Source organism: Nitrosomonas sp. Nm84, from assembly GCF_003201565.1.
Classification (GTDB): Bacteria; Pseudomonadota; Gammaproteobacteria; order Burkholderiales; family Nitrosomonadaceae; genus Nitrosomonas.
Window position 1 is genome coordinate 21,525 of sequence record NZ_QJJP01000032.1, and the last position, 15,855, is coordinate 37,379.

Sequence of the window (15,855 nt, forward strand, 5' to 3'; positions counted from 1 at the left end):
CTTATTTTGCGCATTTTTACATTAAAGTAGTATTTTGGTTGTTTCTAGTTATAAAACTACCTTAAAGCGAGGCAATGTCTCGGGAGATTGGATATGGATTTAAGAAAGCTTAAGAAGCTCATCGAATTGGTTGAAGAATCGAGTATTGCAGAACTGGAAATTACGGAAGGTGAGGAAAAGGTTCGCATCAGCAAATCTGGTTCTGGGGTGCAGAATTATGCATTTCTGCCGCCTGCTATGCAACCGATGATGCCTCCTGCTCAACAGCCAGCATCGATACCCGTTTCGGAAACTGATAAAGTTTCTGAAGCCTCGGATGCAAATAAAAATTCATTGCCTGACGGTCATGTTGTTAAATCCCCCATGGTTGGGACATTCTATCGGGCAGCCTCACCAGGAGCGAATCCATTCGCGGAAATTGGACAAAGCGTCAAGGTGGGCGATACGTTGTGTATTATTGAAGCGATGAAATTGTTGAATGAAATTGAGGCCGATAAGAATGGTGTTATCAAAGCGATTTTGCTAGAGAATGGGCAGCCGGTTGAATATGGTGAGCCTTTATTCGTCATCCAATGATTGCCGAATAGAGATCAGATAATTATGTTTGAGAAAATTCTGATAGCAAACCGTGGCGAAATTGCCTTACGGATTCAGCGTGCTTGCCGTGCGATGGGCATCAAAACCGTGGCGGTGCATTCTGAAGCTGACGCGGAAGCAAAATATGTCAAATTGGCCGATGAGTCGGTGTGCATTGGTCCTGCGCCAGTGGCGCAGAGCTATCTTAATGTCCCGGCGATTATCAGTGCGGCGGAAGTAACCGATGCAGAAGCGATTCATCCCGGTTACGGATTTCTGTCAGAAAATGCGGATTTTGCCGAGCGAGTAGAGAAAAGCGGGTTTGTATTTATTGGTCCGCGGCCGGAAACGATTCGCTTAATGGGTGACAAAGTCAGCGCTAAAAATGCCATGAAAAAGGCTGGCGTGCCCTGTGTGCCGGGATCCGATGGTGCGCTACCTGAACACATCGACGAGATTAAGAAAATTGCGCGGGAGATTGGTTACCCTATCATCATTAAGGCTGCCGGCGGTGGCGGTGGACGCGGTATGCGGGTTGTGCATACAGATGCTGCTTTGTCCAACGCAGTGATCATGACGCGCAATGAAGCACAAGCGGCATTTGGTAATCCGGTAGTCTATGCAGAGAAATTTCTGGAAAATCCGCGTCATATTGAATTTCAATTATTGATTGATGAACATGGCAACGCTGTTCACCTGGGTGAAAGAGATTGCTCCATGCAGCGCCGTCACCAGAAAATTCTCGAAGAAGCACCCGCGCCCGGGATTTCTGAAAAATTGCGCAATAAAATCGGCGAGCGCTGTGCTGATGCTTGTCGCCGTATTAAATATCGCGGTGTGGGAACATTTGAATTTCTATTTGAGAACAATGAGTTTTATTTCATTGAAATGAATACTCGCTTGCAGGTGGAACACCCGGTGACGGAAGCCATCACCGGTATCGATCTGGTACAGACGCAAATCAGTGTTGCTGCCGGTCATGTATTGCCGTTCAGCCAAAAGGATATTATGTTCAAGGGGCATGCGATCGAATGCCGCATTAACGCTGAGGATGCATACAAGCTGACACCTTCCGCGGGACGTATTACGCAGTATCATGCGCCGGGTGGTCCGGGGGTGCGAGTTGATTCGCATGTCTACCATAATTACATGGTGCCGCCTTATTATGATTCCATGATCGGCAAGATCATTACTTATGGGGATACGCGTGAACAAGCGATTGCGCGCATGCGCATTGCCTTGTCCGAAATGGTGGTCACTGGCATCAATACAAACATCGCATTGCACCGGGATTTGCTCGCTGATGCATCTTTCTTGCGCGGTGGAGCCTCCATTCATTATCTGGAACAAAAGCTTGCGCTTCATAATAAAAAGGATTGATCGGCAGGCAAGCACTCCATTCAAATTGACCACAACTAACGGTGACGTGATATATGTCCTGGATTACGCTCATCATCAAAACTGACCCGGCTCATGCGGAGCGACTGAGCGATGCGCTGATGGAACAGGGCGCGTTGTCAGTGGATATTCATGATGCTGCCGCCGATACGAAAGATGAGCAAATGCTGTTTGGAGAACCTGGGGAGCCCAGCGGCGAGATCTGGCAGAATGCCGAAGTGTCTGCGCTGTTTAATCAGGATGCAGATATCAAAGAAGTCCTGCGCAATATAACGCATACTGCGCAACTCGATAGTCAGCCTGATTATCGCCTGGAACGTGTTGAGGAGCAGGATTGGGTGCGTTTGACCCAATCACAGTTTGATCCGATCCGGATATCCCAGCGTTTATGGATTGTACCAACCTGGCATCAATCGCCCGATCCGGCTGCGATCAATCTGATACTCGATCCCGGACTGGCTTTCGGCACGGGTAGTCATCCTACAACACAATTGTGTCTTGGTTGGTTGGACCGGAATCTGCGGCCTGGAGACAAAGTCATTGATTATGGTTGTGGTTCCGGGATATTGGCCATTGCAGCGCTGAAGCTGGGTGCGGATCATGTCACCGGTATTGATATCGATCCCCAAGCGATCGAAGCCAGCCAGGAAAATGCAATGCGTAATCAGTGCGATCCGTCAAAGTTCGTTTTTGCGACAACGCACCAAGCCGTTCAACAAGGTTTGCAACCGGACGAGCAAGTGGATGTCGTGGTTGCTAATATTCTGGCGAATCCGTTAGTCCTATTGGCGCCGATTCTTGCACAAACAGTCCGGCAACATGGTCATATCGTATTGTCGGGGATTCTCAAAGAACAGGTCGAAGAAGTCCGGGACGTGTATCAACATTGGTTTGATATGTGCATCGCCGATGAGCAGGAAGCCTGGGTACTGTTAACCGGCATCAAAAGATGAAATAATCGTCACCTTAGCAGGTCGTTGAAAAACATTCTCGCGGCGGCCGATTCATTAACGAGTTGTTGACATCCAATGCGGTCAAATACAGGGAATAGCGTATGGCGCTCGTGACACTCTGTCCTGGTTGTGACACTACTTTTCGTGTCAATGCCGTGCAATTGCAAGCACATAGCGGTGATGTGCGCTGCGGACATTGTCGGCAGGTATTCAATGGTTTTGCCACATTGATTACTGTCAGTGAATCGGTCATTGAATATCCACCCGAGCTTGAATCGCCGCCCATCAACGAGCCTGAAGTGCCTGCGGTACCAGAAGTACCCACAGTACCCACAGTGTCCGCAGAAAGCTTTGCAGTCGCCACAAACTCAGATGATGTCATAGACTTGTCGCTTTCTGCGGATTCGAATCAGGCGGTAATTGCAACTTCAGATAATTTTTTAAGTACTGAGAAACCAGCCAAGCAATCACAGGGTAGGTGGGGATCAGCAGCGAATGTATTTTTACTGCTCCTGCTGATTGGGCAGATAGTGTATATCAATCGTACCGAACTGACTGTCATTGCGCCGGGAATCAGGCCATATCTGGAACGTTACTGCGCGATCATGGCCTGCATCGTGCCCTATCCTCAAGACATCAAGCAATGGGGTATCGAAGCATCGGATTTGCAGAAAAATATTCTGCGACAGCCGGAAGTTACGACGCTATCGGCAACCATTCGCAATCATGCGCCTTTTTCGCAAGCATTGCCCGCATTGCAACTATCTTTATTGGATGAGCACGATCAGTTAGTTGTGAGCCGTATTTTTACAGCACAGGATTACTTGCGGGAAGAGAATAAATCACAGCAATTTATTGAATCGCAGCATGAGATTGAGATACGGCTGGATTTTGACAGCAGTGATTTGGATGTCCTGGGTTACCGCTTGTTGTTGCTTTATCTTTAACAGGTTGTTGAAAAACTATCTGCGTTGACGTTGCGGTGCAAAAACAGTCAAGATGTTCACTTTATTACGCATAAGTTGTATTTTCTCGCTTGCTTTTGCCTTGTGTCAGCTCAACAGCCTGCAAGCAACCTATACGATAGATCGAAACAGCTCAGGTATAATGCCTCATCCATCTTTTTTACAACATGAACAAATCCATGACTAGAGAATCCCGCACCGCTTTATTGGAAAGTTTGTTTGGCCAACGCATCCTGATTTTGGATGGCGCGATGGGTACGATGATTCAGACCTTCAAGCTCGCCGAAGCGGATTTCCGTGGTCAGCGGTTTGCTGATTTTCCGCATGACCTAAGAGGGAATAACGATTTGCTGACCCTAACGCAGCCGGACATTATTCGGTCGATTCATGCCGGTTATCTGGAAGCGGGCGCGGATATTATCGAAACCAATACATTCAATTCCAATGCGGCTTCGATGGCTGATTATCACATGCAGGATTTGGTGTATGAACTAAATTTCGCCGCGGCAAAGCTGGCGCGCGAGACAGCGCAGACCTTTGAAGCAAAAACACCGGAGAAGCCGCGTTTTGTCGCCGGTGTGATTGGACCCACCACCAAAACAGCGTCCATTTCGCCGGATGTCAATGATCCGGGTTTTCGCGGCATTACCTTTGATCAATTAGTCGCCGATTATACGGAATCCATTTGCGGGCTGGTCGATGGCGGGGCGGATATCCTATTGGTCGAGACCATTTTCGACTCGCTCAATGCCAAAGCTGCGCTGTTTGCCATTGATCAATATTTTGAAGATCATGGTATACGTCTACCAATCATGATTTCCGTCACGATTACCGATGCCTCTGGACGTACGCTGTCGGGGCAAACACCGGAAGCATTCTGGAACTCGGTGAGCCATACTCGGCCGTTATCGGTCGGTATTAATTGCGCATTGGGTGCCGAACTCATGCGCCCTTATGTCGAAGAACTGGCGGGTGTGGCGAATGTGTATACCAGCGTGCATCCCAATGCTGGCTTACCGAATCCTTTGTCGGAAACAGGCTACGATGAATCGCCGGAATATACTGCGAGCCAGATCAAAGGGTTCGCGCAATCGGGCTTTGTGAATATTGTCGGTGGCTGTTGTGGTACCACACCAGCGCATATCAAGGCGATTGCGCAGGCTGTTAGCGATGTCGCGCCGCGTAAAATACCCGAGATTCCCAAGAAATTACGTTTGTCCGGCCTGGAACCACTGAATATCGGGGACGATTCCTTGTTTGTCAATGTCGGCGAGCGTACCAATGTGACAGGTTCCAGAGCGTTTGCCCGTTTGATACTCAACGATGATTATGCGGAAGCCCTAAACGTGGCGCGTAGTCAGGTTGAGAATGGTGCGCAGATTATTGATATCAACATGGATGAAGCCATGTTGGATTCGCAAAAAGCCATGGTAACTTTTCTGAATTTGCTGGCGGCCGAGCCGGATATCTGCAAAGTGCCGATCATGCTCGATTCCAGTAAATGGACGGTGATTGAAGCGGGTCTGAAATGCGTGCAAGGCAAACCCGTCATTAATTCCATCAGCATGAAAGAAGGCGAAGCCGAATTTATCCATCATGCCAAATTGGCCCGCCGCTACGGTGCGGCGGTGATCGTGATGGCGTTCGATGAACAGGGCCAGGCCGATACGCTGAAACGTAAAGTGGAGATTTGCACGCGCAGTTATCATTTGCTGGTCGACCAGATTGGATTCCCACCCGAAGACATCATCTTTGATCCGAATATTTTCGCCATTGCGACGGGGATTGAAGAGCACAATAACTATGGCGTTGATTTTATCGAAGCAACTCGCATCATTAAACAAACTCTGCCGTATGCCAAAATAAGCGGCGGAGTGTCGAATGTGTCGTTTTCCTTCCGTGGTAATGAGCCGATTCGTGAAGCAATTCACACTGCTTTCCTGTATCACGCGATTAAGGAAGGCATGACGATGGGCATTGTCAACGCCGGGCAACTGGGGGTTTATTCGGATATTCCAGCAGAGTTACTGAAAAAAGTCGAGGATGTCATCCTGAATCGGCGCGAGGATGCGACCGAGCATTTGGTTGAATATGCAGAAAACTTCAAAGGTAAGAAAAAAGAACAAGTTGAAGACTTGGCCTGGCGTGATGAGCCACTGCAACAGCGGCTGACCCACGCGTTAGTCAGAGGTATTTCCACGTTTATTGTGGAGGATACCGAAGCAGCTCGTGTGGAGATTGAAAATAAGGGTGGTCGCCCGATTCAAGTGATTGAAGGGCCGTTGATGGAAGGCATGGGTGTGGTGGGTGATCTGTTTGGGGCGGGTAAAATGTTTTTGCCGCAAGTGGTTAAATCCGCGCGCGTGATGAAACAGGCAGTCGCCCATTTGTTGCCTTTTATCGAGGCCGAAAAGAAATTATCGGGCGATAACAAGCCGAAAGGAAAAATTGTCATCGCCACCGTCAAGGGCGATGTGCACGACATTGGCAAAAATATTGTCACCGTGGTTTTGCAATGCAACAACTACGAAGTGATCAATATGGGCGTGATGGTACCGAGTGCGCAGATCCTGGATATGGCGCGGCGTGAGAAAGCCGATATCATCGGTCTGTCCGGATTGATCACGCCGTCGCTGGAAGAAATGGCGCATGTCGCCAAAGAAATGCAGCGTGAGGGGTTTACCATTCCATTACTGATCGGTGGCGCGACCACTTCTAGGGTACATACCGCAGTCAAAATTGCACCGCATTATGAAGGTCCGACCGTATGGGTGCCGGATGCCAGCCGTGCGGTGGGTGTATGCAGTAATTTGCTGTCCCAGGATTTGCAAGCAGGTTATGTGCAGGAAATTAAGGACGAATACGAGAAAGTACGCACGCAGCACAAAAACAAGAAAGGACCGGCGAAGCTGCTGACGCTGGCTGAAGCGCGTGCCAATGCGTATAAGACCGACTGGAAAAATTATCAACCGTACCAACCCGAACTGATCGGTATCCGTACGCTGAATAATTATCCGTTGGAGAAGATCGTTCCATATATCGATTGGACGCCTTTCTTCCAGGCTTGGGAACTCGCCGGACGTTATCCGGATATTTTACAGGATGAGGTGGTTGGAGAAACGGCGAGCCAATTATTTCGCGACGCGCAGACGATGCTGAAGAAAATCGTCGAGCAGAAATGGCTGAGCGCCAACGCGGTGATTGGTTTGTTTCCGGCCAATGCCGTCGGCGACGATATTGAAATCTATACCGATCAAACGCGCAGTAAACTGGCTATGACGTATCATTGCCTGCGCCAGCAAGATCAAAAACCCACAGGCAAACCCAATCGTTGTCTGTCAGACTTTATTGCACCGAAGGAAACCGGCATCAAGGATACCATTGGTTTGTTCGCCGTGGGGGCCGGGTTTGGCATTGATGAACGCGTCAAAGCCTTTGAAGATGCCAACGATGATTACAGCGCAATTATACTCAAGGCGCTGGCGGATCGCCTGGCCGAGGCTTTTGCCGAGCACATGCACTCACGGGTGCGACGTGAATTCTGGGGTTATGCCAAGGATGAAACTTTAACCAATGAACAATTGATCAACGAAGAATATCGCGGCATTCGTCCCGCGCCGGGTTATCCCGCTTGCCCGGATCACACCGAGAAAGGCCCGTTATTCGCTGTCCTGAATGCAACTGAGAATGCCGGCATCATTATCACAGAATCGTTTGCCATGGTGCCGACCGCGGCAGTGTCCGGTTTTTATTTTGCACATCCTGATTCAACTTTTTTTGCCGTCGGAAAAATCGGCAAAGATCAAGTGGAAGATTATGCGAAACGGAAAGGTTGGGCAGTGGGGGAAGCCGAGCGATGGCTGGCGCCCGTATTAGCGTATGAGCGATAAGTTTTTTGCAAGACTGCGTGAGTGCCTGCCCGTCTATTGACCTGGCAGGCAGTTGCAAAGCTTAACGCCGTAGTGGCAACGCAAATGGTTTTCCAGCACCCGCTAGTCAAAACTGATTAAAGTAAATTGAAACGATTGCGGGTTGGTCAATTTCATGAATACATTATGAACAACTGTAGACGCATCGATCATTACCGACGGAATGCGTAATTCGCTGCTCTGGCTAGAGAAGGTTGCGACATTGGCTGGTTTTGTTGGCAATGTCGTGATAGTGGCCTGGTCAAGCTCAAATATATAGTTCGGACTGTCTTCGATCAACCGTAAACTGACCTCGAGTGCTTCGCCCGTGCCAATATCAACCGCGAAACTTACAACGCCTTCACTGAATACACCTGTTGCATCGGTGACTGCGATTTGATTGATCTGCACGAAGTTGCTGATTAAAACCTGTGCGCCGTTGTAATTGGTCAGCGGGACAGGTGTGGGACCGCCGCCAAGATTGAGACTGGTAGGTGGTAAAGCTGCAATGGCATCAAAAACTGTCATGCCGCCGAAGATAACACGGCCGAATACAGTAAAACCGCTATTCTGATTATCCAGATTCAGGGAATTATCTGCCAGATTGACAAACCACTGGCTGGTAGCACTGTCGGGGTTATCGGGAAGTTTTGCCATGGCAACGGTGCCGCGCGTATTGGAAATCTTGAACTCATTGATAACCGGAGGAAATGTAGTAACGGGAGCAAGAGTTTTTCCATTGCTACCGTCAACAAGCTTGTAGCCGCCGCCTTGAATGACAAAACCAGGCATGCTGCGATGAAAGATGCCATTTGTATAAGCGCCGCTATTGATGTAGCTGAGAAAATTAGCGGTCGTCAGCGGTGTTTGTGTTTCCAGAAGCTCAATGCAGAATTGCCCCATATTGGTACTGAAACAAGCAACCGGATTTGCTTTTGCGATGGATGCTGACAGTAACAGGCAAGCAAATAATGCGGTTTTATAATACTTTTGAATAAAATACATAATGATTGCCCGTTAAAGTTAAAAGTGAATTTTACGCATAGGAACCTACGAGAAGCAATTGTTTTATGATCGATAAACTTCAGGTTTGAAACAAGAGATATAAGCTACTAGGGTATAAAGATGAACGGTTCTTTCGACGCAATGTAGGCGGTAGCAATAAAATTGATCAACATTACAGTGGTTTTGATGATGGCGTTGTTTATTAGAATTCTGTTAAAATACCAAATTCTATAAAAGTGTGTTACGCAAGGAATCGTTGTCATGGCTTACGTAGTAACTGAAAATTGTATTAAATGTAAATATACCGATTGTGTGGATGTATGTCCGGTAGATTGCTTTCGCGAAGGCCCCAATTTTTTAGTCATCGATCCGGATGAATGTATCGATTGCACGCTCTGTGTTGCAGAATGCCCGGTGGAAGCAATTTATGCTGAAGATGATGTGCCTGATGAGCAATTGGATTTTATTGGGCTAAATGCTGAATTGTCTAAAAAATGGCGCCCAATTATTGAGAAAAAAGATGCTCTGCCTGATGCGGATGATTGGGCTAGTGTTAAAGATAAATTGGATCAACTGCAACGCTAAGCAGAAATGGCGGTAATCTGAATACCGCATGTCTCACTCTTCGCAATTTCCGAAAATCCCTTTTGGTGAGGTTTTAAAGCGCATAAATGCCGGTGCTACGGTTATAACACCAAACCGCAGGCTTGCATTGGCGCTTAAGGCAAGATTCAACCAAGAACAAATCAATGGTAAAGCGGCGACTTGGTATACAGCCGATGTCTTGCCGCTGACATCCTTGATTGAGCGTATTTATTTTAATGCGCTTTATTCAAAGCAGGCATTAACGTTACCTTTGTTACTCTCTGCAGCGCAGGAGCAAGTGCTGTGGGAGTCAGTCATTCAATCCTCTGCGGCGGGAAAATCGTTACTGCAGATTCCACAAACAGCGCAATCGGCTCGCGAAGCATGGCAACTGGCACACGCATGGCAGCTTAAGCGTCATTTTCGCGATTTTTATCCGAATGAAGATGTTAAAGCATTCCTGGATTGGGCAGAATCTTATCAACATATCACTGAGCGCAACGGACAGACAGACCAAGCGCGTATTGGTGATCTGCTCACAGAGCACTATGAGTCTCTCGATATAAAAAAACCATTGTCACTGATTTGCTATGGTTTTGATGTGATTGCGCCACAATCGATTGCCTTTTTAAACAAGCTGGCTGCTATTGGGTGTGAAGTTGTAACTGCCAGCTCGGCAATGAGCCAAGCACGGTTTTTGAATAGTATTCAGCGTGTTGAAAATATCAGCAGTCGTGATGAGATTTATCAGGCGGCCGTATGGGCGCGGGCTAAAGTAGAAGCCGATCATGCAGTTCGTGTCGGTATCGTAGTACCGGCATTAGCCAATTATCGCAGTGCATTGATGCGGATTTTTACTACCGTCATGCAGCCGGATATCAGGTTTGCGCTGCCGAGTGCTACACATCCAGTTGTTCCTTTCAATATTTCATTGGGTTTGGCGCTGACATCTTATCCATTGATTGAGTCGGCGTTGGTAGTACTCGCCCTGCTGGATCGGGAGGTGGAGTTTAGTCGTGTAAGCCATTGGCTGCGTTCCCCATTTCTTGCCGGAGCGGAAGCGGAGATGGAGCAGCGTGCGTTACTGGATATGCGTATACGCCGGTATGCGGAGCCTGTGATTTCGTTGGAGCGATTACTTGTGCTCATACAGCAAGCAGGCGGTCAAACAGATTGCCCGGTTTTGCTGCAGCGTTTGTCGGTATTAGCTGCATTTCGCCAAACACAGCTACCCAGATCAGAGAGCCACACTGTGTTTGCCAGAATCATCCCAGAAGTATTGCAGATTGTTGGTTTTCCCGGAGAACGCAGTCTGGATTCCACAGAGTACCAAACAGTGAGTAAATGGCAAGCGCTCATTGCGGATTTTGCGACGCTTGATCATGTCAGTGCCAAAACCAGCTATCACGAAGCTATTCGTCGTTTGAAAAGAATAGCCGGTGATACATTGTTTCAACCCGAAACACCGGAAGTGCCCATTCAAATTCTCGGGGTGTTGGAGGCTGCCGAAATGGAATTTGATTATCTATGGGTCATGGGATTATCGGATGAACAATGGCCTTTGCGTGCCCGTCCCAATCCATTTCTGCCGCCGGAGTTGCAACGTAAGGCAAGGCTGCCGTTGGGTTCTACGCTGGAATCATCGGCTTACTGTCAACGCTTGACGGATGGATGGCTATCCGGTGCCAAAGAAGTTATTTTAAGTTATCCAAAATATAGTGACGATCGTGATGGGCATGAGTTAAAACCCAGTCCATTGATTCAATCGGTACCGCAAGGAAAGCTCACGCTTCCACTGATTACACAGCATCGTGATCTCATCGTTCAATCCTGTGAATTGGAGCGAATCGAAGACAATCAGGCGCCGCCGCTGGATAAAGGAACAATGACGCAAGGTATCAAAGGCGGTACATCTGTCATCAAGGATTACGCCGCATGCCCATTTCGTGCCTGGGCCAAGCATCGGTTACATATTAAGAATCAAGATGTACCGCATGTCGGTTTAAATGCGATGGAGCGGGGCTCATTGGTGCATCAGGTATTGGCGCAGCTGTGGCGTCAGCTGCAAACCAAGGAAGCGCTCGATGCCATCAGCGATGATGATCTTGAAAATATGCTGACCAGCGCTGCCAGCAGTGCGGTTTTACAGATGCGACAGTATCGGCCGGTTGCGCTTTCAGGTCGTTTTGCACAGGTTGAGCAGCGACGCCTGGTGCGTTTGGCACGTGAATGGCTGGCTGAAGAAAAGAAGCGCGGTCATTTTATGGTGATCGCGACGGAGGAGAAGCGCACTATCCGGATCGGTGATTTGGTGTTGAGCGCGCGTTTGGATCGCGTCGATGAACTGGAAGACGGGCAGCACATTGTGATTGATTATAAAACCAGCAAACAATCCATTCAGACAATGCTCGGGGAACGCCCGGATGAGCCGCAGCTTCCTTTGTATCTGGTGATGACCGAAGAAACACAACAACAAGCTGCCGGTGTCGCATTTGCTGCCATCAAGCGAGGTGACATGGGATTTGCGGCGATTGTGCGAGATGCGGATTTGTTGCCGGGTGTGAAAGCCTTTTCCCAATTAAATGCATGCAAACAATTTGACACTTGGGAAGATCTGGTTGCGGCATGGCGGCAGTATTTGACAAATCTGGCGATGGGATTTTGCAGTGGCGATGCCAGAGTAAACCCGAAAAATTTCCCGGCGACTTGTGAATATTGCGATATGCAATTGTTTTGCCGGATTCATGAACGGATTGGCGATAATTCGATTGAGCAGGGCGATGAAAATGGCTGATACGGTGCCGATTCCGGATGCAAATGAGCGCTATCGGGCGCTTGATCCTACGCAATCTTTTATCGTGCAGGCACCGGCTGGATCAGGTAAAACAGCGCTCTTGATTCAACGTTATCTGCGCTTGCTGGCCTGTGTTGATGCGCCGGAAGAAATTGTGGCAATTACATTTACACGAAAAGCCGCAGCAGAAATGCGTGCACGTGTTTTAGCCGCACTGGAAATTGAAAATAAGCCTGTTGATACCGAGACCGCTTATGAAAAACTGAATCGTGAGTTATCGACTGCTGTTTTGCAGCGAGATCGACAGGCTGGTTGGCAGATCACTGAGAATCCGGAGCGGCTACGAATACAAACAATCGATTCGTTATGTGCGGCACTGACACGGCAAATGCCAATGTTATCAAAGTTCGGCGCACAACCTGAGACGACTGAAGATGCTGCAGATTTCTATCTGGAAGCAGCGCGAGTTACCTTGGAGTTGGTGGAACAGGATCATGCCATTGCATATGATGTGGAGCGGTTGCTCGAACATCTGGATAACGATATGGCGCGCATTGAAGCATTGCTCGCCGAGATGTTGGCAAAGCGCGATCATTGGTTGCGCCATCTGCATGGTAGAAATCGAGAAGAGCTGGAAGCATCCTTGCAAAATTCGCGTCGTAGTGCATTGCAATTTGTTTCCCGGCTATTTCCGGAAGCAATACACAATGAACTGCTGAAATTGTTGCATTACGCGGCTGCAAATCTAATTGCTGAAAGTAAATCTTCAGTAATTACCTTCTGCGAGCGCCTGGAAGCAGTATCGGAGGCGGATATTGCACATTGGCATGGAATCGCTGAGTTGTTACTGACTAAGGAGGGTGATTGGCGAAAAAGAATTTCTGTTAAAGAAGGTTTTCCATCCGGGAATACCCAGGCTGAGAAGGATGCAGCAAAAGCGTGGAAGGGTCGATGGGAAATTCTGATTGACTCGCTGGGTCCGGAAGACACTTTTCGGCAGGCGCTGCATGAATTGCGTCAATTGCCGCCGCCTTGTTATTCCGATAAACAATGGGAAATACTGGGGGCAATTACCCGGTTGTTACCCTATGCCGTGGCGCAACTCAAAGTCATTTTTCAGGTTAGCGGCAAAGTTGACTTCTCAGAAGTTTCTCAGCGCGCATTGCTTGCATTGGGCGATTCTGAAGCGCCGACCGATTTGGCGTTGGCATTAGATTATCGTATCAGGCATTTGATGATTGATGAATTTCAGGATACCTCAATCAGTCAGTTTAAGTTGATCGAGAAGCTCGTTTCAGGCTGGGAAGCAGGAGATGGACGCAGCTTGTTTGCGGTGGGTGACCCGATGCAATCCATCTACCGCTTTCGTGAGGCGGAAGTAGGGCTTTTTTTACAAGCGCGCAACACAGGAATTGGTCAACTGGTTTTGCAGCCGATCACGCTCAGCGCAAATTTCCGCTCGCAGCAAGGTATTATTGACTGGGTTAATACGGCTTTTACGCAGATCATGCCTGATCGCGAAGATGTGGTAACAGGCGCAGTGGCCTATACGCCCTCTATTGCAACACACCCCATGTTAGTAGGCGATGCGGTGAAGGTGCATCCTTTACTGGAAAGAAATGATACCGAAGAAGCGCGGCAATTGGTGGAAATTATCATGCAAGCGCAGTGCGATGATCCAGCCGGTACGATTGCGATTTTGGTACGTAATCGTAGCCATTTAAGCGAAATTGTTGCGCAAATAAAAACAGCCGGTCTACGGTTTCGCGCCATTGATATTGAATTGTTGCATCATAAACCTGTGGTGCAGGATTTGTTGACGCTTACCCGTGCATTAATAAATCCTGCTGATCGCCTTGCCTGGCTTGCATTATTGCGCACACCCTGGTGTGGTCTTTTGCTTAACGATATTCATGCGCTGATATCTATTGAGGAAAAAGCAAATAATCGCACTGTCATTACTAAAGAAACGATTGTATGGGAGTTGATGTGCGATGAAAGCCAATGGCATGCTGTTTCCGCTGATGCAAAGATCCGCATACAGCGCGTGCGCGAAATACTGACGTTGTGCATGAGTCATCGGCAACGTCAGTCGCTCCGCGTGACAGTGGAAGCGGTTTGGCAAGCATTGGGTGGTCCGGGCTGCACAAATTCAATCGCGGCAGATAATAATCACATCGAAAATAATCAGAATGGTGCCGAGATTTTTTTGGATTATCTTGAACATCAAGAAATGGCCGGAGATATCCAGGATTTGGCAAAGTTCGAAGCAGGGTTGAGTGCGCTTTATGCCTTACCGGACTTGAATGCGGATGGCACCTTGCAGATTATGACAATTCATAAAGCCAAAGGACTTGAGTTTGATACAGTGATTGTGCCTGGACTTGGTCGAGCACCGCGCAATAGTGATAAATGGCTGATCAAATGGATGGAGCAGCCAAGTAATGAAGCTGCAGATGAGGAAAAACAATCGACTGTTGATTTATTGCTTGCGCCTATTCAGGAAACGGGAACAGAGAAAGATCCAATTTATCGATGGTTGGAGAAACTGGATCGAAGCAAGGCGCAGTTTGAAGCGGATCGTTTAGTGTATGTCGCGGCAACGCGTGCAAAAAAGTTTTTACATTTGTTGGGTCATGCGGGTTTAGAGTTAAATGGGAACGCACTTAAAAAACCGATGATTGACTCATTGTTGTACAGGCTCTGGACAGTTGTACAACCAATTTTTAGCGATGCAGCGGAACAACATAGCACATCACGGGATTGCCACTCAGAAAACGACGACGATGAAGTAACTATCAGAAATATAAACAATCAAGGTATCTATCGGTTGAAAGCAGAATGGGAATTGCCGGATGCTCCAAAATCGATGACCTGGCAAGAACCCTATGATAATCAACGAATACACGAAGAAATAGAATTTTCTTGGGTAAGTGAAATGGCCCGCCATGTGGGCAATGTGGTGCATCGATGGCTACAGCAAATTGCAGAAGATGAAATGAACAATTGGAATGCAGCACGAATACAAACGATGCAATATCAATTCAGGCAGAATTTGCTGGCTGATGGAATGAGTGGAAGTAAAAAAGAAATGGAATATGCGGTCGAACGCATCATACTAGCGCTGACAAATGCGCTTAACGATACGCACGGGCAGTGGATTTTGGGGCCTCAACAGCTGGCGCAAAATGAATTAAAGGTCACTGGTATCGTTGATAATGTGCCAATGAGCTGGGTAATCGATAGGACTTTTTGCGACTCCGATGGGATTCGATGGATAATAGATTATAAAACGAGTAGTCACGAAGGCACTGATATACAAGGATTTTTGGATCGAGAACAGGCTCGCTATCATCGCCAACTTAGTTACTATGCAAAGCTCATGCAGCAATTAGATGCACGGCCAATAAAGCTGGGAATTTATTTCCCATTGATTCGTGGTTGGCGAGAATGGTGAGTAATGCGATGGCAGTTTTATTTTTCTGATTAATGTTGGTGACAGGATATTTTTGGAGGGCATCACAAAAAATATAAATTTTTTGTGAAATTGTTTTATTTTTTTAGTCCTTGTAGGGAAAAGGGAAAAGTGCTGGATAGTCGTAAAAATTCCTTGAGGGGCGGAGTGTTATTTATGACAAATGACTTGACTTTAAGGGTCAAGGTCGACTAGC

9 protein-coding genes are annotated in these 15,855 nt (G+C 47.8%); 8 read left to right on the forward strand and 1 reads right to left on the reverse strand.

From position 1 onward, the window contains the following. Window positions 1–93: 93 nt before the first annotated feature. The 5 genes from accB (at window position 94) to metH (ending at window position 7,782) form a co-directional block, all read left to right on the forward strand. Window positions 94–576 (forward strand): acetyl-CoA carboxylase biotin carboxyl carrier protein, encoded by a 483-nt coding sequence (accB, locus tag C8R34_RS13965; protein ID WP_110341608.1) that lies wholly within the window; start codon window positions 94–96, stop codon window positions 574–576. Between the two features lie 24 nt (window positions 577–600). Then, window positions 601–1,956, forward strand: coding sequence for an acetyl-CoA carboxylase biotin carboxylase subunit (gene accC, locus C8R34_RS13970; protein ID WP_181415505.1), 1,356 nt, complete (start codon window positions 601–603; stop codon window positions 1,954–1,956). A gap of 53 nt (window positions 1,957–2,009) precedes the next feature. Further along, window positions 2,010–2,927, forward strand: a complete 918-nt coding sequence (prmA, locus tag C8R34_RS13975) for a 50S ribosomal protein L11 methyltransferase (protein WP_110341609.1) — start codon at window positions 2,010–2,012, stop codon at window positions 2,925–2,927. Between the two features lie 101 nt (window positions 2,928–3,028). Continuing rightward, entirely contained in the window at window positions 3,029–3,874 is an 846-nt protein-coding gene (locus tag C8R34_RS13980; RefSeq protein WP_110341610.1) for a zinc-ribbon and DUF3426 domain-containing protein, read from the forward strand. Window positions 3,875–4,071: 197 nt separating this feature from the next. Then, window positions 4,072–7,782 carry a methionine synthase gene (gene metH / locus C8R34_RS13985; protein WP_110341611.1) on the forward strand — a complete coding sequence of 1,237 codons (3,711 nt, stop codon included), beginning with the start codon at window positions 4,072–4,074 and terminating at the stop codon, window positions 7,780–7,782. Between the two features lie 102 nt (window positions 7,783–7,884). On the opposite strand, the gene C8R34_RS13990 is transcribed toward metH, so the two are convergent. After that, the gene (locus tag C8R34_RS13990) at window positions 7,885–8,805 is read right to left on the reverse strand and encodes a peptidylprolyl isomerase (RefSeq protein WP_110341612.1); all 921 of its coding nucleotides are present in this window, start codon (window positions 8,803–8,805) and stop codon (window positions 7,885–7,887) included. A 261-nt stretch (window positions 8,806–9,066) separates the two neighbouring features. On the opposite strand from C8R34_RS13990, the gene fdxA reads away from it, so the two are divergent. Genes fdxA through C8R34_RS14005 form a run of 3 tightly spaced genes read left to right on the forward strand, consistent with a single transcriptional unit; the run spans window position 9,067 to window position 15,641 of the window. Next, window positions 9,067–9,390 (forward strand): ferredoxin FdxA, encoded by a 324-nt coding sequence (gene fdxA / locus C8R34_RS13995; protein ID WP_110341613.1) that lies wholly within the window; start codon window positions 9,067–9,069, stop codon window positions 9,388–9,390. Window positions 9,391–9,418: 28 nt separating this feature from the next. Continuing rightward, the gene (locus C8R34_RS14000; protein WP_110341614.1) at window positions 9,419–12,184 is read left to right on the forward strand and encodes a PD-(D/E)XK nuclease family protein; all 2,766 of its coding nucleotides are present in this window, start codon (window positions 9,419–9,421) and stop codon (window positions 12,182–12,184) included. Continuing rightward, complete coding sequence (locus C8R34_RS14005; protein ID WP_258364511.1) at window positions 12,171–15,641, forward strand: exodeoxyribonuclease V subunit beta; 3,471 nt, start codon at window positions 12,171–12,173, stop codon at window positions 15,639–15,641. The genes C8R34_RS14000 and C8R34_RS14005 overlap by 14 nt, the downstream gene beginning before the upstream one ends. The last annotated feature ends 214 nt before the right edge of the window (window positions 15,642–15,855 follow it).